The sequence below is a fragment of the Halomonas gemina genome (genome assembly GCF_023554995.1).
In the GTDB taxonomy this organism is placed as follows: Bacteria; Pseudomonadota; Gammaproteobacteria; order Pseudomonadales; family Halomonadaceae; genus Halomonas; species Halomonas gemina.
Window position 1 is genome coordinate 190,769 of record NZ_JAMJPK010000001.1, and the last position, 20,011, is coordinate 210,779.

Sequence of the window (20,011 nt, forward strand, 5' to 3'; positions counted from 1 at the left end):
GGTGACCTCAATACAGCAGGCCGGTATAGAGGGCCATCAGCGGTTTGCCGGCCAGCAGGGCGATCCAGCCGGCCATCACCAGCCAGGGCCCGAAGGGCAGCGGTGCACCGCGCAGGCGGGGGATGGCCAGCTGGATGAGGATGCCCACCACCGCTCCCGCCCCGGCGGAGAGGATCAGCACCAGCGGCAGGTATTGCCAGCCCAGCCAGGCGCCCAGGGCGGCCAGCAGCTTGAAGTCGCCGTAGCCCATGCCCTCCTTGCCGGTGACCAGCTTGAACAGCCAGTAGAAGCTCCACAGCACGAGGTAGCCGGCCATGGCACCGATCACGGCCGATGGCAGCAGCAACGGCTGGAACAGCAGCTGGTAGAGCAGCCCTGCCCACAGCAGGGGCAGGGTGAGCAGGTCCGGCAGCAGCTGGGTGCGCAGGTCGATCACCGCCATGGCCAGCAGGGCCAGGCAGGCCCCGAGGATGAACAGGGCCTCAAGGGTCGGCCCGAAGAGCGCCAGCACCGCCACGGCCAGCACGCCCCCGGCGAGCTCCACCAGGGGATACTGGGGGCTGATGCGTGTCTGGCAGCTGGCACAGCGCCCGCGGCGCTTGATCCAGCCCAGCAGTGGGATGTTGTCGTGCCAGGCGATGGGGGCCTCGCAGCGTGGGCACAGCGAGCGGGGGGTCAGCAGGTTGAAGGGAGGCGCCTCTTCCGGCGACAGTTCCAGCGCCTCACGGGCCTCGGCGCGCCAGCCGCGCACCAGCATCACCGGCAGCCGGGTGATCACCACGTTGAGGAAGCTGCCCAGGCACAGGCCCAGGACGATCGCCAGGGGCCAGAGCAGCAAGGGGGGGAGGTCGGCGAGCAAGGGGTGACTCCTGTCCAGTCGGATCCGGTTGCCCATTGTATCGGGGGATGGCGTCGATTGCCCGGTCACTCCCGTGCCCCTGGTGGGCTGTCCTGCGCTGCGGCTTTGGTCTAGAATCGGCTCCCTTTCATCTTCCAGGGGCACGATCATGACCCAGATGCTCGGACCGGTGATGCTGGATCTGGAGGGCCAGAGCCTGACGCCCGAGGAGCAGGAGTTGCTGGTGCGTCCCGAGGTCGGGGGCGTGATACTGTTCGCGCGCAATATCGCCTCGGCCGGCCAGGTCCGCACCCTGTGCGACGAGGTCCGGCGGGTGCGTCCCGACCTGCTGCTGGCAGTCGACCAGGAAGGGGGGCGGGTCCAGCGACTTCGCGAGGGCGTCACCCGCCTGCCGGCCATGGGGCGCCTGGGTAGCGACTTCGCCCTCCAGCCCGAGGTGACGGTACGTCTCTGCCAGGATGCCGGCTGGCTGCTGGGCATGGAGATGGCGGCCTGCGGGCTGGACCTCTCCTTCGCACCGGTGCTGGACGTGGACGGTGGCAGCTCCAGCGTGATCGGCGAACGCAGCTTCTCTGCGGACCCCCGGGCGGTGGCCCGTCTCGGGCGAGCCTTCCTCGATGGTCTTCACGAGGCGGGCATGGTGGCCGTGGGCAAGCACTTTCCGGGTCACGGTGGCGTGGCAGCCGATTCCCACCATGAGCTGCCGGTAGATGAGCGTCCCCTGGAGGCCCTGCGCCGCCATGACCTGCTACCGTTCGCCGAGCTGGCGCCCCGGCTCGATGCGGTGATGCCCGCGCATGTCGTCTATTCCGGCTTCGACCCGCGTCCGGCGGGTTTCTCCCCGGCCTGGCTGGGCATGCTGCGCGAGAGCCTGGGTTTCAAGGGCGTGATCTTCTCCGACGACCTGAGCATGGCCGGTGCGGCCGCCGCCGGCACGCCCGCGGAGCGGGCCCGGCTGGCGCTGGCCGCGGGGTGCGACATGCTGCTGGTCTGCAACGACCGCAGCGCGGCCCGCGAAGTGCTGGACGCCTGCCAGGGTCGCCAGGCGCGTCGCGCCTCGCGGTTGCGCTACGCCAGGGCACGTCCCGACCTCAAGGCGCTGGGGGCCCTGTCGCGCTGGCGCCGCGTCCATGCGCGTCTCGAGGCGATGGCCGCCGACTGAACCGCCTTTCTTTCTCCGATCCCCATCAAGAGCCGACCGACGATGTCCCGACTCGATGCCGATTCCCTGCCGTCCGTGACCGACATGCGCGATGTCATGGACAATGCCGACTGCCTGATCTCGCAGCCCGAGGTCGAGCGCGCACTGGACCGCATGGCCGACGAGATCACCCGCGACCTGGGGGACCGCCTGCCGGTCTTCTACTGCGTGATGAACGGCGGCCTGATCACCACCGGCCACCTGCTGACCCGGCTGGGCTTCCCCCTGGAGGTCGACTACCTGCACGCCACCCGCTACCGGGGTGGCCTGCGGGGTGGCGAGCTGTTCTGGCGGGTCTCCCCGGAGGTGCCCATGGCCGGTCGTCACGTGGTGATCGTCGATGACATCCTCGATGAGGGTGCCACCCTGGCCGCCATCCTCGACTACTGCCGGCAGGCTGGGGCGGCGAGCATCTCCACCGCGGTGCTGGTCGACAAGCAGCACGACCGCAAGGCGGTCCCCGGTCTCAGGGCCGACTACTGCAGCCTGGAAGTCGCCGACCGCTATGTCTTCGGCTTCGGCATGGACTTCAAGGGCTACTGGCGCAATGCCCCAGGCATCTACGCGCCCAAGGGACTGTAAGCCAAAAGCGGCCAAGCAGCCAAGCAGCCAAGCAGCCAAGCAGCCAAGCAGCCAAGCAGCCAAGCAGCCAAGCAGCCAAGAAAAACCTCCAGCAGGGTCGCCTGCTGGAGGTTTTCCGTTGTCGCCCTGGCGGTGCGCGAGCAGCATCCTGCTTGGCGCCTACGCCAACCCCAACTCGTGGGTGGCTTCCTCGCGCATCTTGAACTTCTGGATCTTGCCGGTGACGGTCATCGGGAAGTCGTCGACGAACTTCACGTAGCGCGGCACCTTGTAGTGGGCGATCTGGCCCTTGCAGAAGGCCTTGAGCTCTTCCTCGCTGAGCGCCTCGCCCTCGGTGAGCTTGACCCAGGCCATCACCTCCTCGCCGTACTTCTCGTCGGGCACGCCGATCACCTGCACGTCGGAGATGGCCGGGTGGGTGTAGAGGAAGTCCTCGATCTCGCGGGGATAGATGTTCTCGCCGCCGCGGATGATCATGTCCTTGATGCGCCCGACGATCGCCACATAGCCCTCGTCGTCCATGGTGGCGAGGTCCCCGGTGTGCATCCAGCCGGCCTTGTCGATGGCCTTGTCGGTGGCCTCCGGGTTGTTCCAGTAGCCGAGCATCACGCTGTACCCGCGGGTGCAGAGCTCGCCGGTCTCGCCGCGAGCCACCACCGCGCCGGTCTCGGGGCTGACCAGCTTGACCTCCAGGTGGGGGTGGATGGTGCCCACGGTGGTGACGCGCTTCTCCAGCGGGGCGTCGGTCTGGGTCTGGGTGCTCACCGGGCTAGTCTCGGTCATGCCGTAGCAGATGGTGACATCCTGCATGTTCATGCGGTCGATGACCTTGCGCATCACCTCGATGGGGCAGATGGAGCCGGCCATGATGCCGGTACGCAGGCTGGAGAGGTCGAAGGACTCGAACTCCGGATGCTCCAGCTCGGCGATGAACATGGTGGGCACGCCGTAGAGGGTGGTGGCCTTCTCCTCGGAGACGGCGCGCAGCGTCTGCTCGGGGTCGAAGCCGTCGCCGGGGTAGATCATGGTGGCGCCGTGGGTCACGCAGCCCAGGTTACCCATCACCATGCCGAAGCAGTGATAGAGCGGGACCGGGATCACCATGCGGTCGGCTTCGCTGAGGTTCATGGTGCGGGCCACGAAGAAGCCGTTGTTGAGGATGTTGTGGTGGGAGAGGGTGGCCCCCTTCGGCGCACCGGTGGTGCCCGAGGTGTACTGGATGTTGATCGGGTCGTCGAACTGCAGGCTGGCCTGAACATCGGCCAAGTGGTCGGCGGAGACCTCGTCGGCATGGGCTAGCATCTGCGGCCAGGTGAGCATGCCGGTCAGCGCGCGGTCGGCGTCGAGGCAGACCACCCGCTTGAGCTCGGGCAGACGTGGGCAGGAGAAGGTGCCCGGGGCGCCGTCACGCAGCTCGGGGGCCAGTTCGGCCAGGGTGGCGACGTAGTCGGAGGCCTTGAAGGCGCCCTGCAGGACCAGCGTCGAGGCGCCCGACTGCTTGAGGGCGTACTCGAGCTCGTGGCTGCGGTAGCTGGGATTGATGTTGACCAGGATGGCGCCGATCTTCGCCGTGGCGAACTGGGTGATGGTCCATTCGGCACAGTTGGGCGACCAGATGCCGACCCTATCCCCCTTGTCCACGCCCAGGGCGAGCAGGGCGCGGGCCGCCTCGTCCACGGCCTGCTGCAGCGCCTTCCAGCTGTAGCGAAGCCCCTGGTGGCGGCTGATCAGGGCGTCGCGCTCGGCGAAGCGCGCCACGGTATCGTCGAAGCAATCACCGATGGTCTGGCCCTTGAGGGGCGTATCGCTGATGCCGCTGACGTAGCTGATCGATCGATGTTGACGTGTCATGGTGTTTCTCGTCTTGTTGTTGCCTGTGGCGGTGTGCGTGAAATGGGGAATGACGTCGTGGTTCGCCTCGGCGACGCCGGGGCGCCTGCCCATCGCTCAGGCCTCGTGGCCGAGGCTGCGCAGTACCTCCCGGGCACGGTGGTCCACGTCGTCGAGCTCCATGCGCATCAGGCGGATGTCCTCCAGCTGACGCTCGAGGTTGTCGCGCTTGTCGGCCAGTATCTCCAGCAGGCGCCAGAGCTGGCGCGCGTTGCCGTCGGGCATGGCGTCGTACATCGTCACCACCTCGCGGATCTCGGCCAGCGAGAACCCCAGCCGCTTGCCGCGCAGGGTCAGCTTCAGGCGCACCCGGTCCTTCTCGCGGTAGATGCGCTTCTGTCCCTCGCGGCGGGGCGCCAGCAGGCCCTCCTGCTCGTAGAAGCGGATGGTACGTGGCGTGACCTCGAACATCCTCGCCAGCTCACCGATGGTGTAGTGCCGGTGCTGGCGGGGCAGGGCCTCCTGGCTGGCCGCTTTGGCCGGGGCGCTTGGCTGTGTCATGACGTCGATCCTGTGACCGGGTGGTGAACCGGCGGTTTTCCACCTCGTCTGGCAACACTAGACGAGGTTTACGTTAACGTAAAGTGCTTGTTCGACCATGGGGTGATATGGGATAAACCTAGCAAGTGCTAGGTTGGTGTCCAGCCGGCCGGGCGAGGCAATGATGTCGCCGGAGTGCCCCCGAGACCTGCCCGGGGCCCGCAGCGGCCCGGACAACAACCACAAAGATGTCATACACCCATTGCTGAACAAGAGGGATTCCCCATGGACTTCTCCCTGACCGATGACCAGAAGGCGCTGGCCGCCGCGGCCGCCGACTTCGCGAGGGCCGAGCTGGTCGAGCATGCCGCCGACTGGGACGCGCGTTCCCACTTTCCGGTGGAAGTGATCCGCCGGGCCGGCGAGGCGGGGTTCCTCGGCATCTATACCCCGGAAGAGCACGGCGGCTTGGGGCTCTCGCGCCTCGAGGCCTCGCTGATCTTCGAGCAGCTCGCCCAGGGCTGCATCTCTACCACGGCCTACCTGACCATCCACAATATGGTGACCTGGATGATCGCCAGCTGGGGCGACGATGCCCTGCGCGAGGCCTGGGTGCCTGCCATGGTAGCCGGTGAGGCGCTCGGCTCCTACTGCCTCACCGAGCCGGGTGCCGGCTCCGATGCCGCCAGCCTGCGCACCAGGGCCGTCCGCGAGGGGGACGAGTATGTCCTCTCCGGCAGCAAGATGTTCATCTCCGGCGCGGGGGCCACCGAGGTGCTGGTGGTGATGGCCCGCACCGGCGCGCCCGACAGTGGCGCCGGTGGTGTCTCGGCGATCGTGGTGCCGGCCGATGCCGCGGGGATCGAATACGGCAAGAACGAGGAGAAAATGGGCTGGAAGAGCCAGCCGACGCGCCTGGTCAGCTTCGATGGCGTACGGGTGCCGGTCACCAACCGCCTGGGCGCGGAGGGGGAGGGCTTCAAGTTTGCCATGAAGGGGCTCGACGGCGGGCGCCTGAACATCGCCAGCTGCTCGCTCGGTGCTGCCCAGCAGGCGCTGACCCTGTCTCGGGACTACCTCGCCGAGCGCAAGCAGTTCGGGCGTGAGCTCTCGCAGTTCCAGGCCCTGCAGTTCAAGCTCGCCGACATGGCCAGCGAGCTGACCGCCGCGCGGCTGATGGTCCGCCACGCCGCCTGGCGCCTCGACCAGGGCGACCCCGAGGCCACGGCCCACTGCGCCATGGCCAAGCGCTTCGCCACCGATATGGGCTTCAGCGTCTGCAACGAGGCCCTGCAACTGCATGGCGGCTATGGTTACATCCGTGAGTACCCCCTGGAGCGTCTGGTCCGTGATACCCGGGTACACCAGATCCTCGAGGGCACCAACGAGATCATGCGCCTGATCGTCGCCCGTCGCCTGCTGGCCGACGGCGTCATCGAATCCTTGCAATAGGAGACCCTAGATGTCGGACCTTGCAGTGCTCTTCGACGAGCTGCCCACCCGCGATGGCGGCCGCATCGGCGTGGCCACCCTCAACGCCCCGAAGTCGCTCAACGCCCTGTCGCTGGAGATGATTCGCCAGCTCGAGGCCAAGCTCGAGGCCTGGGCGATGGACCGCAGCGTGGTGGCGGTGTGGCTCGAGGGCAGCGGCGACAAGGCCTTCTGTGCCGGCGGTGACGTGGTGGCCCTCTACCGCTCGCTGACCGAGGAGGGCGAGAACCGCGGTGCCGGCCGCGATGGCATCTTCGCCGAGACCTACTTCACCGCGGAGTACCGCCTCGACTACCGCATCCACACCTACCCCAAGCCGCTGATGGTCTGGGGCGACGGCATCGTCATGGGCGGCGGCCTGGGCCTGATGGCCGGCGGCTTCCAGCGTCTGGTCACCGAGACCACGCGTATCGCCATGCCGGAGATCACCATCGGCCTCTATCCCGACATCGGGGCGAGCTGGTTCCTGGGCCGCATGCCCACCGGGGTGGGGGCCTACCTGGGCCTGACCGGGGCCCAACTCAATGCCCGCGACGCCCTTGACCTGGGGATGGCCGACCGCCTCATCCCGCGGGAGCGCCGTGAGGCGCTGCTCGGCGCCCTGGAAGAGGCCAACTACGGCGATCGCAGCCTGCCGGCCCTGCGTGCCGGCGTGCAGGCGGTGCTCGATGACCACGAGGATCGCCGCGCCGCGCCGCCCGGCCAGGTGTGGCCGCACCTCGACCATATCCAGGCGCTGGTCGGCCGGGTGGATGCCGCCACGGCCATCAAGCGCATCCTGCGCGACACCATCGACGACGGCTGGCTTGCCGCCAACCGCGCGCGTCTCGAGGACGGCTGCCCGATGAGCGCCCAGTTGGTGTGGCGCATGCTCGAGCGCCACGCCCATTCCAGCCTCGCCGATGCCTTCCGTGACGAACTCGGCCTGTCGGTGCAGTGCTGCCGCCAGGGAGACTTCGTCGAGGGGGTGCGCGCGCTGCTGGTCGACAAGGACAAGGCGCCACGCTGGAAGCACGACAGCGTCGCCGGGGTTCCTGCGGCCGATATCCAGGCTCTGATGACCCCGCTCTGGCCCAGCGAGTCACACCCCCTGCGCGACCTCGGCGTCGGCCACCGGGTCGGCTGAGGGCGACGCGCCGCCCTGAACAACTCACAACGCAACAGGAGCATGCCAATGAACATCGCCTTTATCGGCCTCGGCAACATGGGCGCGCCCATGGCCAGCAACCTGGTCAAGGCCGGCCATGACGTCACCGTCTTCGACCTGGTCGAGAGCGCCATCCAGGCCCTGGAAGCCGGGGGCGCACGGCGCGCCGCCAGCGCCGAGGCAGCCGCCGCCGGTGCGGACGTGGTCGTCTCCATGCTGCCGGCCGGGGCCCACGTCAAGGGGCTCTATCTGGGCCGCGACGGCGCGCCGGGTCTGCTCGATGCTCTCGACGGCAAGCCGCTGCTCGTCGACTCCTCGACCATCGCCCCCGACGATGCCCGCCTGGTGGGGGCCGCCGCCGCCGAACGCGGCTTCACCTACCTGGATGCCCCGGTCTCCGGCGGAGTGGGCGGTGCCAAGGCCGGCACCCTGACCTTTATCGTCGGCGGCGAGGCGGCCGGTTTCGAACAGGCCAAGCCGCTGCTCGAGGCCATGGGCAAGAACATCTTCCATGCCGGGGAGGTGGGCGCCGGCCAGGTGGCCAAGATCTGCAACAACATGCTGCTCGGCATCCTGATGTCGGGCACCGCCGAGGCCCTGGCACTGGGCGTGAAGAACGGCATGGACCCGGCCGTGCTCTCCGAGATCATGAAGCAGAGCAGCGGCGGCAACTGGGCACTCAACGTCTACAACCCCTGGCCCGGGGTGATGGAGGGCTCTGCTGCCTCTCGGGACTACCAGGGCGGCTTCCTGACCGACTTGATGGCCAAGGACCTGGGGCTGGCCTGGGAGCTGGCGCTGGGGTCGAAATCCACCGTGCCAATGGGCTCCCAGGCCCGCAATCTTTTCGCCCTGCACAGTGCCCAGGGCAGCGGGCAGCTCGACTTCTCCAGCATCCAGCGCCTCTACCGCCAGGGCGAGGAGAAGTAAGCGCCAAGCAGCCAAGCAGCCAAGCAGCCAAGCAGCCAAGCAGCCAAGCAGCCAAGCAGCCAAGCAGCCAAGCAGCCAAGCAGCCAAGCAGCCAAGCAGCCAAGCAGCCAAGGAAAATCTCCAGCAGGCGAGTCTGCTGGAGATTTTCCTGTGTTGCCGCAGTGGGCGCGATCACCATCCTGCTCGGCGCTCGGCGCTCGGCGCTCGGCGCTCGGCGCTCGGCGCTCGGCGCTCGGCGCTCGGCGCTCGGCGCGCGGTGAACTTTGCCCTCTATCCGGGGAAGCGGCACAATCCAGTGCCCGTTTTCCGTCGAGACCCTGCATGAGCGCACCCGCTTCCCCGTCCTCTTCCCCCGCGTCACGCCCCCGTCCCGCGCGTCGCGAGCTGCTCGAGGGCCCCATCGGCCTGACCCTGCTGCGCAAGAGCCTGCCGGTGGTCGGCGGCATGATCGCCATGATGAGCTTCAACCTGGTGGATACCTGGTTCATCTCGCGCCTCGGCACCGAGGAGCTGGCGGCGGTCTCCTTCACCTTCCCGGTGGTCTTCACGGTGATCAGCCTGGCCATCGGCCTGGGCATCGGGACCTCGGCAGTGGTGGCCCGCCGGCTGGGGCAGGGCGACCTGGACAGGGTACGGCGACGCGCCACCGATGCGGCCCTGCTGGCGGTGGGGGTGGGGCTGTGCATGACGCTGCTGGGCCTTGCCACCCTGGAACCGCTGTTCCGCCTGATGGGCGCCGATGACCTGCTGATGCCGCATATCCGCGCCTACATGGGCATCTGGTACCTCGGGGCGACGGCGGTGATCGTGCCACGGGTGCTCAACAGCATCCTGCGCGCCCACGGCAATACCGCCACCCAGGGACTGATGATGGTGCTGGCTGCCGGGACCAACGTGCTGCTGGACTGGTGGCTGATCTTCGGTATCGGGCCCTTTCCGGCCCTGGGCGTCTCCGGCGCGGCGCTCGCCACGGTGTTGAGCTGGGGCCTGATGGCCGGGGTGCTGGTCTTCCAGCGCGAACTGCGCGAGCTCTTCGACCTGGCTGGCCTGAGCTGGCAGGGCCTTGCCAGCTCCTGGCGGGAGCTGGGCCGCATCGCGGGGCCGGCGGCCCTCACCAGTGTCTTCACGCCCATCGCCCTGGGCCTGGTGACCCGCATCGTGTCCGGCCACGGCCACGATGCGGTGGCCGGCTACGGCGTGGGCACGCGCATCGAGGCCATCTCCCAGATCGCCGTGCTGGCGCTCTCCATGACCCTCTCGCCGATGGTCAGCCAGAATGCGGGTGCCGGCCAGCACGACCGGGTGCGCCGGGCGATCCTGGGCTGCTTCGTCTTCGTGTTGGCCTGGCAACTGCTGGTCTGGGGTGTGCTGCAACTGCTGGCGCCCTGGCTGGTGGCGGGCTACGCCCAGCGCGAGACGGTCGGGGAGGTGCTGCGCAGTTTCCTGTGGCTGGTGCCCCTGGGCCTCGGTGCCCAGGGCGTGGTGATCCTGGCGGTCTCCTCCTTCAACGCCCTGCACCGTCCCGCCCGGGCCATGCGACTGTCGGTGGTCAGGCTCTTCGCGCTGACCGTGCCGCTGGCCTGGCTGGGCGGGCGGCTGGCGAGTAGTACGGGCGTCTTCGCCGGCCTGCTCGTCGCCAACCTGCTGGTCGCGCTGCTCGCCTGGTGGCAGATCCGCACCCGGCTGGCGCGCCAGGGGGCGCGCTGAAAGATCCCTCGGACAGGCGACGTCGGACTTGGCAGATGACTCCTCTTGGTCTACATTTGATTAAAATGTAGAAATTGTCAGCACGCCACCCGAGGACACCCCATGAGCCAGATTACCCCCGTCACCTGGGACGACCCCTTCCGCCTCGTCGACCAGCTCTCCGAAGACGAGCGCATGGTGCTTCAGACCGCCCATGACTACTGCCAGGAGAAGCTGCTGCCACGGGTGCTGGAGGCCAACCGACACGAGCGCTTCGACCGCGAGATCATGAACGAGATGGGCGAGCTGGGCCTGCTCGGTGCGACCATCGACGGCTACAGCTGCGCCGGGCTCAACTACGTCAGCTACGGCCTGATCGCCCGTGAGGTGGAGCGCGTCGACTCCGGCTACCGTAGCGCCATGAGCGTGCAGTCGAGCCTGGTGATGTACCCGATCCATGCCTTCGGCAGCGAGGCGCAACGTGAGAAGTACCTGCCGAAGCTGGCCAGCGGCGAGTGGGTAGGGGCCTTCGGCCTCACCGAGCCGGACCATGGCTCCGACCCTGGCGGCATGAGCACCCGGGCCACTCGCACCGATGGCGGCTGGCGCCTGAACGGCACCAAGACCTGGATCACCAATTCGCCCATCGCCGACGTCTTCGTGATCTGGGCTCGGGATGACGAGGGGGTGGTCAACGGCTTCATCCTCGAGAAGGGTATGAAGGGGCTCTCGGCTCCCAAGATCGAGGGCAAGTTCAGCCTGCGTGCCTCCATCACCGGCCAGATCGCCATGCAGGACGTGGAGGTCTCGGACGAACAGCGTCTGCCCCACGTCAAGGGGCTCAAGGGGCCGTTCTCCTGCCTCAACCGTGCCCGCTACGGCATCGCCTGGGGCACCATGGGGGCTGCCGAGGCCTGCTGGCATGCCGCCCGCGACTATACCCTGGAGCGCAAGCAGTTCGGCCGCCCCCTGGCCGCCAACCAGCTGATCCAGAAGAAGCTCGCCGATATGCAGACCGAGATCGCCCTGGGTCTGCAGGCCGCGCTGCGCGTCGGTCGCATGATCGACGACGGCCAGCTGGTCCCCGAGGCCATCTCGCTGATCAAGCGCAACAACTGCGGCAAGGCGCTGGACATCGCCCGGGTGGCCCGTGACATGCACGGCGGCAACGGCATCAGCGACGAGTACCACGTGATCCGCCACGTGATGAACCTCGAAGCGGTGAATACCTATGAGGGCACCCACGACGTCCATGCCCTGATCCTCGGGCGTGCCCAGACCGGCCTGCAAGCGTTTACCGGTTGATCCGCCAGACTGAAACCGGCTAAAGATAACGAGGGGCGCCGGGGGAAAGCTGAAGGGGAGGTCCTACGCCATGGACGGCGTCGGTAGCGTACAGGGAAGTATTCACAGCGCCTCCCCGTAAGCTTCTCCCCGGATCAGCCCCGAGTGAGCTGAGAGTGAGCAAGGAGCTCCAGATGAGCGGACCGCTTGAGGGCATTACGGTGCTCGACATGTCGCGGGTGCTGGCCGGCCCCTGGGCCGGCCAGCTGCTCGCCGACCTGGGCGCGCGGGTGATCAAGGTCGAGCATCCCTCGCGCGGCGATGACACCCGCGGCTGGGGGCCGCCCTGGCTGGCAGAAGACCTTGAGAATAAGCAGGACGATGCCGAGCGGGTGGCGGCCTACTTCCTGTGCGCCAATCGCGGCAAGCAGTCGCTGGCCGTGGATATCGCCACCGAAGGCGGCCAGGAGCTGGTCAGGGCATTGGCGAAGGGCGCCGATATCCTGCTCGAGAACTTCAAGGTCGGCGGCCTGGCCAAGTACGGGCTCGACTACCCCAGCCTGAAGGCCATCAACCCGCGCCTGATCGGCTGCTCGGTCACCGGTTTCGGCCAGGACGGTCCCTATGCCCATCGGGCCGGCTACGACTTCATGATCCAGGCCATGGGCGGGCTGATGAGCCTCTCCGGCGAGCCCGATGGCATGCCCATGAAGACCGGCGTGGCCATCACCGACGTGATGACCGGGCTCTATGCCACGGTGGGCGTGCTGGCCGCCCTGCAGGAGCGCGCGCGCACCGGCAGGGGGCAGCATATCGACCTGGCGCTGCTCGATGTGCAGGTGGCCACCCTGGCCAACCAGGCACTCAATGCCCTGGTCGAAGGCCGTTCACCCGAGCGGCATGGCAACGCCCACCCCAATATCGTGCCCTACCAGGCCTTCGCCTGCGCCGACGGTCACCTGGTCGTCACCGTCGGCAACGATGCCCAGTTCACGCGCTTTGCCGACCTGCTGGGCCATCCCGAGTGGGCCGAGGATCCTGCCTATGCCACCAATGCCGCTCGGGTCGGCAACCGGGAGGTGCTGGTCTCGCTCATCCAGCGGATCCTGCTCGAGCGGGGCCGCGATGACTGGCTGGCCGAGATGGAGGCGCGCGGTATCCCCGCCGGCCCCATCAATACCCTGACCGAAGTCTTCGACGACCCCCAGGTGCGCCATCGCGGCCTGCACCGGACCCTGCAGCGTGGCGATCTCGAGGTGCCCCAGGTCGCCAACCCCTTGCGCTTCGACGGCGAGCCCGCCACCAGCGAGGTGGCGCCGCCTCGCCTCGGCCAGGACAGCGATGCGATCCTCGCCGAGATGGGGCTGACGCCCGAGGATATTGCCCGGCTCAGACGGGCAGGGGTGGTGAGATAGCGCCAGGCGGTCAAGCAGCCAAGCGGCCAAGCGGGTTAAGCGGCCAGGCGGTCTTGACACCATGACGGGCGGTGCCAACATCCTGCTCGGCGCTCGGCGCTCGGCGCTCGGCGCTCGGCGCTCGGCGCTCGGCGCTCGGCGCTCGGCGCTCGGCGCTCGGCGCTCGGCGCTCGGCGCTCGGCGCTCGGCGCTCGGCGCTCGGCGCTTATCGCGGCGAAAAGCGCCGTGTCAGCCCTGTCTCGGCGATCATCCGGGTGGAGATCTCCTCCACGGAGAAGCGGGTGGTGTCGATATAGGGGATATGCATCTGGCGATAGAGCCCCTCGGCCTGCTCGACCTCCTGGACGCACTGGTCGATGGAGCTGTAGCGGCTGTTGGGCCGGCGCTCGTGGCGGATCGCCGCCAGCCGTCGCGGGTCGATGGTCAGCCCGAACAGCTTGTGGCGATGCGGGACCAGGGCCTTGGGCAGCTTCAAGGTGCCGTTCTCGTCCTGGTCGTCCTCCGTGAGCGGGTAGTTGGCCGCGCGGATGCCGAACTGCAGGGCCAGGTAGAGCGAGGTGGGGGTCTTGCCGCAGCGCGAGACCCCGATGAGGATGATGTCTGCCTTGTCGTACTGGTGGGTGCGAGCCCCGTCGTCGTTGTCCAGGGCGAAGTGCACCGAGTGGATGCGGTCCATGTAGACGTCGTCGCGGCCGATGGCATGGGTGCGACCGACGCTGTAGGAGGAGTGGGCTTCCAACTCCTCCTCCAGCGGCTTGAGGAAGGTCGAGAAGATGTCGACCTTGAAGCCCGGGGCCTGGCGGATCACCTCGCGGATCTGCTCGTCGACGATGGTATCGATGATGATTGGCTTCTCGCCGTCGCGCACCGCCGTGGCCTCGATGATCGCCACCAGGGTTCGGGCCTTCTCGAGGGAGTCGATATAGGGCTTGGTGAGCATGCGGATCTCGACGCTCTCGAACTGGGCGAGCAGGCTGCGTCCCAGGCTCTCGGCGGTGATGCCGGTGCCGTCGGAGATGAAGAAGGCGGTGCGCGTCATGGCGGGTCGCTGTGGTCCGAGGTGAAGGTGAGCCCATTGTCGGTGCTGGTCGGGGCCGGGACAAGAGGCGGGTTTGCTGTCCGCCAGGCCCTGACTACTTCAGATTCCTGGCGAATCGGCGGGCTGTTGTAAAAATCCTCCAGTGACTTCGATGTTAGACTAATGGCGAATATGGAAGGCCGCTGTTAGAGTCGCCACCATCCCTTCATGCCCGAGTCCCGCGCGGCGCGCCGGCATGATGCATTTGTCGTCGATATCCTGGGAGGTCTCATGGACGATTATATTCAGTGGTTCGATCAATTGGGCATGGACGATGTCGAGCGGGTCGGGGGCAAGAACGCCTCCCTCGGCGAGATGATCTCCAACCTGTCCGGCGCGGGTGTCACCGTCCCCGGCGGGTTCGCCACCACGGCCCACGCCTACCGCGAATTCCTCTCCCACGAAGGGCTCAACGAGCGCATCAATCGCCGGCTCGCCACCCTGGACGTCGATGACGTCGCCGAACTGGCAAGGGCCGGTGCCGAGATCCGCCAGTGGGTCATCGACACGCCGCTGCCGCCGACCTTCGAGCGCTACCTGCGCGAAAGCTACGAGACGCTCTCGGCGATGCACCCCAACCTCAAGGTCGCCGTGCGCAGCTCGGCCACCGCCGAGGACCTGCCGGATGCCTCCTTCGCCGGGCAGCAGGAGACCTTCCTCAACATCGAGGGCTTCGACAACATCAAGCGCGCCGTGCATGAGGTCTTCGCCTCGCTGTTCAACGACCGTGCCATCTCCTATCGCGTCCATCGCGGCTATGCCCACGAGAACGTGGCGCTCTCCGCCGGCATCCAGAAGATGGTGCGCTCCGAGACCGGCGCCTCGGGCGTGATGTTCACCCTCGACACCGAATCCGGCTATCGCGACGCCGTCTTCGTCACCGCCTCCTGGGGGCTGGGCGAGACCGTGGTGCAGGGGGCGGTGAACCCCGACGAGTTCTATGTCCACAAGCCGACCCTGGCGGCGGGCCGCCCGGCGGTGCTGCGCCGCAACCTCGGCTCCAAGCTGATCAAGATGGTCTACACCGACGACACCAGCGCCGGCAAGTCGGTGGCCACCGTGGACGTGCCGCTGGCCGACCGGGCGCGCTTCTGCCTCGATGACGAGCAGATCATGGCACTGGCCCGCCAGGCGGTGACCATCGAGGAACACTACGGCCGCCCCATGGACATCGAGTGGGCACTGGACGGCGACGATGGCGAGCTCTACATCGTCCAGGCCCGGCCCGAGACCGTGGTCTCCCAGCAGGAGGGCGGCAAGCTCGAGCGCTTCCAGCTCAAGGAGAAGGGGCGCACCCTGGTGGCCGGCCGGGCCATCGGCCAGCGTATCGGCCGCGGCGCGGTCAAGGTGGTGTTCTCCCCGGACGACATGGGGAAGGTCAACCCCGGCGACGTCCTGGTCACCGACATGACCGACCCGGACTGGGAGCCGATCATGAAGCGCGCCTCGGCCATCGTCACCAACCGGGGCGGCCGCACCTGCCACGCGGCGATCATCGCCCGCGAGCTGGGCATTCCCGCCGTGGTCGGCTGCGGCGATGCCACCGAGACGCTTGATGACGGGCGCGACGTCACCGTCTCCTGTGCCGAAGGAGACACCGGGCATGTCTATGAGGGGCTGCTGGAGTTCGACCGCAACGTCACCAGCGTCGATGCCATGCCCGAGATCCCCTTCAAGATCATGATGAACGTCGGCAACCCGGATCGCGCCTTCAGCTTCGCCAGCCTGCCCAACGCCGGGGTGGGCCTGGCGCGGCTCGAATTCATCATCAACCGCATGATCGGGGTGCACCCCAAGGCCCTGCTCGAGTACGACACCCTGCCCGCCGACCTGCAGCAGACCATCGACCTGCGCACCGCCGGCTACCCCGACCCGGTGGAGTTCTACGTCGACAAGCTGGTCGAGGGCATCTCCACCCTGGCGGCCTCCTTCTACCCGAAGCGGGTCATCGTGCGCCTGTCGGACTTCAAGTCCAACGAGTACGAGAACCTGATCGGCGGCAAGCTCTACGAGCCGGGGGAAGAGAACCCCATGCTTGGCTTCCGCGGCGCCTCGCGCTATATCTCGGACTCGTTCCGCCCCTGCTTCGAGCTGGAGTGTCGGGCCCTCAAGCGGGTTCGCGAGGTGATGGGGCTCGACAACGTCGAGATCATGGTGCCCTTCGTGCGCACCACCGAGGAGGCCCGCGAGGTGGTCGACCTGCTCGCCGCCAACGGCCTGGCACGGGGCGAGAAGGGCCTCAAGGTGATCATGATGTGCGAGCTGCCGGCCAATGCCCTGCTGGCCGAGGAGTTCCTCGAGTACTTCGATGGCTTCTCCATCGGCTCCAACGACCTGACCCAGCTGACCCTGGGCCTGGACCGCGATTCCGGCATCGTCGCCCACCTCTTCGACGAGCGGAACCCGGCCGTGAAGAAGCTGCTGGCCATGGCCATCCAGGCCTGTCACGCCCAGGGCAAGTACATCGGCATCTGTGGCCAGGGCCCCTCTGACCATCCGGACCTGGCCAAGTGGCTGATGGAGCAGGGCATCGACTCCGTGTCGCTCAACCCCGATGCGGTCCTCGAGACCTGGTTCATGCTGGCCGGCGAGACCCTGGGCTGACCTTGCCTTGCCGCCAGTGATCGACGACACCCGGGCTTGCCCGGGTGTCTTGCTTTTGTGGCCGGCCCCTTGATCCCTGTCAGGCACAACTCTCCTGCTTGTCGCATACTGCCCGTGACAGCAAAGGAGAACTGCCATGGTGGAACCCCTTGGGGTGGCACGGGTGTACCGGACCTGCCCGACCGATGCCTTCGAGTTCGAGGTCACCAGTGAGCTCGAGTCGCTGGACCTGCTCGTCGGCCACGAACGCGCACGGGATGCGTTGAGTTTCGGCACCGCGATCCGCAGCGACGGCTTCAACCTCTTCGTGCTGGGTCAGCCCGGGCACGATCGGCACAACCTGGTGGGCAGCTTCCTCGCCGACAAGGCCCGCGACGCCTCGCCTCCCCGGGACTGGTGCTACCGCTACAACTTCGACGACCCGGCCGCGCCGCTGGCCCTCTCGCTGCCGCCCGGCCTGGGGCGCCAGCTGCGCACGGACCTGGAGGCGCTGGTCGAGGAACTGCGCAGCGCCATCCCCGCCGTGTTCGAGAGCGAGGAGTACCAGAACCGCCTCCACGAGCTCAAGCAGGCCATGGGCGAGCGCCAGCGCGACGCCGTGGAGGCCGTGCGACGCGAGGCTCGCGAGCACGATATCCTGCTGCTCTCCACCCCCAACGGCTTTACCTTCGCACCGGCTGACGGCGACAAGATGATGGCACCGGAGGCCTTCGAGAAGCTGCCGAAGGACGAGCGAGAGCGCATCGAGGCCACGGTCGAGATCCTGCAGCGCAAGCTGACCCAGGCGATCCGCCAGATGCCGCGCCTGGCCAAGGAGCTGCGCGACCAGGCCAACGCCCTCAACGCAGAGATGCTCGAGTCGGCCATCGGCGCCCCCCTGGACGAGCTCAAGGAGCGCTATGCCGAGCACGAGGGCATCCTGGCCCACATCGACGCCATCCGCGAGGCGATCCTGTTCAATGTCGACTCCTTCATCGCCGACGAGCCCGATATCCCGGCGGAGGCGGTATTCAGCCGCTTTCAGGTCAACCTGATCGTGGACAACGCTGAGGCACGAGGGGCGCCGGTGATCTACCAGGACCTGCCCACCCACCAGCACCTGGTGGGCCGCATCGAGCACCATGTGCACAACGGCACCCTGCTGACCGACTTCTCGCTGATCCGCGCCGGCGCCCTGCATCGCGCCAACGGCGGTTACCTGGTGCTGGACGTGCGCGGCGTGCTCACCCAGCCGGGGGCCTGGGAGACCCTCAAGCGGGTGCTCAAGGCCGGCGAGATCCGTACCGAGTCGCTGGAGCAGGCCTATGGGCTGATCAGCACCGTGACCCTCGAGCCGGAGCCGATCCCGCTGGATGTCAAGATCGTGCTGCTGGGCGAGCGCCTGCTCTATTACCTGCTCTGCGAGCACGACCCCGAGTTCCTCGAGCTGTTCAAGGTCCAGGCCGACCTCGAGGACGAGCTCGACCGTGACCCCCGGCACGAGGCCTTCTATGCCCGCATGGTGGCGACCCTGGCCCGCGAGGCGGCCCTGCGCCCGTTGGATCGCAGCGGGGTGGCCGCCGTGATCGAGCGTGCCAGCCGCCTGGCCGATGACCAGCGCAAGCTGACCGCGCGTCACCGCGACCTCCATGACCTGGTGCTGGAGGCCGACCACTGGGCCCGCGAGGAGGCGGCCACGGTGATCGCCCGTCGCCATGTCGAGAAGGCGGTCAGCCAGCAGCTCTGGCGCGCGGGGCGCATCCGCGAGCGCAGCCACGAGATGATCACGCGCGGCACCATGATGGTGGCCACCGAGGGGCGCGTGGTCGGCCAGGTCAACGGCCTCTCCGTGCTGCAGCTGGGCGAGTACGCCTTCGGCCAGCCATCGCGCATCACCGCCACGGCGCGTCCGGGCAACGGACAGGTGGTGGACATCGAGCGCGAGGCGCGCATGGGCGGGCGCATCCACTCCAAGGCGGTGATGATCCTGTCGCGCTACCTGGCCAGTCGCTACGCGGGGGAGGAGCCGCTCTCGCTCTCCGCGAGCCTGGCCTTCGAACAGTCCTACGGCGGGATCGAGGGCGACAGTGCCTCGGTGGCCGAGGTGTGTGCCCTGGTCTCGGCCATCGCCCGGGTGGAGCTCGACCAGGCCTTCGCCGTCACCGGCTCCATCGACCAGCATGGACGGGTCCAGGCGGTGGGCGGCGTGAACGAGAAGATCGAAGGGTTCTTCGATGTCTGTGCCGCCCGGGGCGACCTCCAGGGCCAGGCGGTGATCCTGCCGGCGACCAATGTCGAGCACCTGATGCTCAAGGCCGAGGTCCGCGAGGCGATCGAGCAGGGGCGCTTCCGGGTCTTCGCCGTGTCACGGGTGGACGAGGCGCTGGAGCTGCTCACCGGCCTGCCCACCGGTTCGCCCGACGCCCGGGGGCACTTCCCCGAGGGCAGCCTCGATGCCCGCGTGGCCGAGCGGCTGGCCCATTTCCGCGAGGTGGTGAAGCACGCGCGCCAGGAGGAGCGGGGCGGCGATGGCGACGAGCACGAGGAGCAGGACGATGAACGTTGACGCGTCCCGGCCAGGCCCGGAAGGGCAGGCGGGAGATGACGAGATCCCGGTGATGCGGGTGCTGGCGCTGCTCGATGCGTCCCGCCACAGCCTGGCGGCACTGGCCGCTGCGGTGGACCTAGCGGTAACGCGCCACGCCGAGCTGGTGGCCCTTTACGTCGAGGACCAGGACCTGCTGGGCAGCGCCGGCTTTCCCTTCGCCCGGGAGATCGGCGCCGCCTCGGGGCGGGTGCGCCGATTGTCGAGGTCCGATCTCGAGGCCGGCATGGCCCGCCAGGCCCGCCGCGTGACCGAGGCCCTGGATGCCGCGGTGGCGGGCCGGGAGCTGCGACACCAGCTGCGGGTCAGTCGCGGCCGGGTGGTCAGCGAGGCGTTGTCGCTGGCCGGTCCCGGGGATCTGCTGCTGCTCGGCAAGGCCGGGCTCTCGGGCCACTGGGGCGTGCGGCTGGGCTCCACCAGCCGTGCCCTGATCCTCGAGGCGCCCTGCACGGTGATCATCTGGGACGAGCGGCTGTCGCTGGCCCGCGGTCCGCTGCGCAGCCTGGACGGTCCCGGGGAGGGCGACGAGGTCCCGCCGGTGCCCGAGGCGCTGACCCGGCTGTTCGACGGCACGGAGACCCTGCAGGCGAGCAATGCCCGGCAACTGGAGCAGCAGCTGGCCCGTGTGGACAATGGCGCCCTGCTGCTCCACCGCCCCCAGCTCGCCCGCCTGGCCGACCAGGATGCCGACCTGCTGGCTCGCCTGCCAATCCCGGTCATCGTGGTGCCCTGAGACGCCGAGCGATTCTGGCCCACGGGGCGGCGAGAATTTGGCAAGAT

At 68.1% G+C, this 20,011-nt stretch carries 15 protein-coding genes; 11 read left to right on the top strand and 4 right to left on the bottom strand.

Annotated elements, in window-relative coordinates:
* Positions 1 to 7: 7 nt before the first annotated feature.
* On the bottom strand, positions 8 to 859 hold the full coding sequence (locus M8009_RS01050) for a prepilin peptidase (RefSeq protein WP_250058911.1): 852 nt from the start codon (positions 857 to 859) through the stop codon (positions 8 to 10).
* A gap of 148 nt (positions 860 to 1,007) precedes the next feature.
* Between M8009_RS01050 and nagZ the strand changes: the two genes are divergently transcribed.
* Both nagZ and M8009_RS01060 read left to right on the top strand, forming a co-directional pair.
* Positions 1,008 to 2,021: a beta-N-acetylhexosaminidase gene (gene nagZ, locus M8009_RS01055; protein ID WP_250058912.1), complete on the top strand. Its 1,014-nt coding sequence runs from the start codon at positions 1,008 to 1,010 to the stop codon at positions 2,019 to 2,021.
* A 42-nt stretch (positions 2,022 to 2,063) separates the two neighbouring features.
* The gene (locus M8009_RS01060) at positions 2,064 to 2,642 is read left to right on the top strand and encodes a hypoxanthine-guanine phosphoribosyltransferase (RefSeq protein ID WP_250058913.1); all 579 of its coding nucleotides are present in this window, start codon (positions 2,064 to 2,066) and stop codon (positions 2,640 to 2,642) included.
* Positions 2,643 to 2,801: 159 nt separating this feature from the next.
* Here the strand turns inward: M8009_RS01060 and M8009_RS01065 are convergent, their stop codons facing one another.
* Together M8009_RS01065 and M8009_RS01070 are read right to left on the bottom strand one after the other, a co-directional pair.
* Complete coding sequence (locus tag M8009_RS01065; protein WP_250058914.1) at positions 2,802 to 4,493, bottom strand: AMP-binding protein; 1,692 nt, start codon at positions 4,491 to 4,493, stop codon at positions 2,802 to 2,804.
* Between the two features lie 96 nt (positions 4,494 to 4,589).
* Positions 4,590 to 5,033 (bottom strand): MerR family transcriptional regulator, encoded by a 444-nt coding sequence (locus tag M8009_RS01070; protein ID WP_250058915.1) that lies wholly within the window; start codon positions 5,031 to 5,033, stop codon positions 4,590 to 4,592.
* A gap of 264 nt (positions 5,034 to 5,297) precedes the next feature.
* On the opposite strand from M8009_RS01070, the gene M8009_RS01075 reads away from it, so the two are divergent.
* The 6 genes from M8009_RS01075 (at position 5,298) to M8009_RS01100 (ending at position 12,965) form a co-directional block, all read left to right on the top strand.
* Complete coding sequence (locus tag M8009_RS01075; protein WP_250058916.1) at positions 5,298 to 6,464, top strand: acyl-CoA dehydrogenase family protein; 1,167 nt, start codon at positions 5,298 to 5,300, stop codon at positions 6,462 to 6,464.
* 10 nt (positions 6,465 to 6,474) lie between these two features.
* Positions 6,475 to 7,629, top strand: a complete 1,155-nt coding sequence (locus tag M8009_RS01080; protein WP_250058917.1) for an enoyl-CoA hydratase/isomerase family protein — start codon at positions 6,475 to 6,477, stop codon at positions 7,627 to 7,629.
* A 48-nt stretch (positions 7,630 to 7,677) separates the two neighbouring features.
* Positions 7,678 to 8,580: a 3-hydroxyisobutyrate dehydrogenase gene (gene mmsB, locus M8009_RS01085; RefSeq protein WP_250058918.1), complete on the top strand. Its 903-nt coding sequence runs from the start codon at positions 7,678 to 7,680 to the stop codon at positions 8,578 to 8,580.
* A 321-nt stretch (positions 8,581 to 8,901) separates the two neighbouring features.
* Positions 8,902 to 10,287 carry an MATE family efflux transporter gene (locus M8009_RS01090; RefSeq protein WP_250058919.1) on the top strand — a complete coding sequence of 462 codons (1,386 nt, stop codon included), beginning with the start codon at positions 8,902 to 8,904 and terminating at the stop codon, positions 10,285 to 10,287.
* Between the two features lie 102 nt (positions 10,288 to 10,389).
* Positions 10,390 to 11,571 (top strand): acyl-CoA dehydrogenase, encoded by a 1,182-nt coding sequence (locus M8009_RS01095; protein WP_250058920.1) that lies wholly within the window; start codon positions 10,390 to 10,392, stop codon positions 11,569 to 11,571.
* Between the two features lie 173 nt (positions 11,572 to 11,744).
* Positions 11,745 to 12,965: a CaiB/BaiF CoA transferase family protein gene (locus M8009_RS01100; RefSeq protein ID WP_250058921.1), complete on the top strand. Its 1,221-nt coding sequence runs from the start codon at positions 11,745 to 11,747 to the stop codon at positions 12,963 to 12,965.
* Between the two features lie 205 nt (positions 12,966 to 13,170).
* Here the strand turns inward: M8009_RS01100 and ppsR are convergent, their stop codons facing one another.
* Positions 13,171 to 14,004 (bottom strand): posphoenolpyruvate synthetase regulatory kinase/phosphorylase PpsR, encoded by an 834-nt coding sequence (ppsR, locus tag M8009_RS01105; protein ID WP_250058922.1) that lies wholly within the window; start codon positions 14,002 to 14,004, stop codon positions 13,171 to 13,173.
* Positions 14,005 to 14,274: 270 nt separating this feature from the next.
* Here ppsR and ppsA point away from each other — a divergent pair, with 270 nt between their 5' ends.
* The 3 genes from ppsA (at position 14,275) to M8009_RS01120 (ending at position 19,964) form a co-directional block, all read left to right on the top strand.
* Complete coding sequence (gene ppsA, locus M8009_RS01110; protein WP_250058923.1) at positions 14,275 to 16,647, top strand: phosphoenolpyruvate synthase; 2,373 nt, start codon at positions 14,275 to 14,277, stop codon at positions 16,645 to 16,647.
* Positions 16,648 to 16,783: 136 nt separating this feature from the next.
* The gene (locus M8009_RS01115; RefSeq protein WP_250058924.1) at positions 16,784 to 19,192 is read left to right on the top strand and encodes a Lon protease family protein; all 2,409 of its coding nucleotides are present in this window, start codon (positions 16,784 to 16,786) and stop codon (positions 19,190 to 19,192) included.
* Positions 19,182 to 19,964 carry a universal stress protein gene (locus M8009_RS01120; RefSeq protein WP_250058925.1) on the top strand — a complete coding sequence of 261 codons (783 nt, stop codon included), beginning with the start codon at positions 19,182 to 19,184 and terminating at the stop codon, positions 19,962 to 19,964. The genes M8009_RS01115 and M8009_RS01120 overlap by 11 nt, the downstream gene beginning before the upstream one ends.
* The last annotated feature ends 47 nt before the right edge of the window (positions 19,965 to 20,011 follow it).

Bases quoted from the DNA above. Each gene is read 5' to 3' on its own strand.
- M8009_RS01080 (WP_250058917.1), top strand. From the start codon at position 6,475: ATGTCGGACCTTGCAGTGCTCTTCGACGAGCTGCCCACCCGCGATGGC.
- M8009_RS01075 (WP_250058916.1), top strand. From the start codon at position 5,298: ATGGACTTCTCCCTGACCGATGACCAGAAGGCGCTGGCCGCCGCGGCC.
- ppsR (WP_250058922.1), bottom strand. From the start codon at position 14,004: ATGACGCGCACCGCCTTCTTCATCTCCGACGGCACCGGCATCACCGCC.
- ppsA (WP_250058923.1), top strand. From the start codon at position 14,275: ATGGACGATTATATTCAGTGGTTCGATCAATTGGGCATGGACGATGTC.
- M8009_RS01120 (WP_250058925.1), top strand. From the start codon at position 19,182: ATGAACGTTGACGCGTCCCGGCCAGGCCCGGAAGGGCAGGCGGGAGAT.
- M8009_RS01070 (WP_250058915.1), bottom strand. From the start codon at position 5,033: ATGACACAGCCAAGCGCCCCGGCCAAAGCGGCCAGCCAGGAGGCCCTG.
- mmsB (WP_250058918.1), top strand. From the start codon at position 7,678: ATGAACATCGCCTTTATCGGCCTCGGCAACATGGGCGCGCCCATGGCC.
- M8009_RS01095 (WP_250058920.1), top strand. From the start codon at position 10,390: ATGAGCCAGATTACCCCCGTCACCTGGGACGACCCCTTCCGCCTCGTC.
- nagZ (WP_250058912.1), top strand. From the start codon at position 1,008: ATGACCCAGATGCTCGGACCGGTGATGCTGGATCTGGAGGGCCAGAGC.
- M8009_RS01065 (WP_250058914.1), bottom strand. From the start codon at position 4,493: ATGACACGTCAACATCGATCGATCAGCTACGTCAGCGGCATCAGCGAT.
- M8009_RS01060 (WP_250058913.1), top strand. From the start codon at position 2,064: ATGTCCCGACTCGATGCCGATTCCCTGCCGTCCGTGACCGACATGCGC.
- M8009_RS01090 (WP_250058919.1), top strand. From the start codon at position 8,902: ATGAGCGCACCCGCTTCCCCGTCCTCTTCCCCCGCGTCACGCCCCCGT.
- M8009_RS01100 (WP_250058921.1), top strand. From the start codon at position 11,745: ATGAGCGGACCGCTTGAGGGCATTACGGTGCTCGACATGTCGCGGGTG.
- M8009_RS01115 (WP_250058924.1), top strand. From the start codon at position 16,784: ATGGTGGAACCCCTTGGGGTGGCACGGGTGTACCGGACCTGCCCGACC.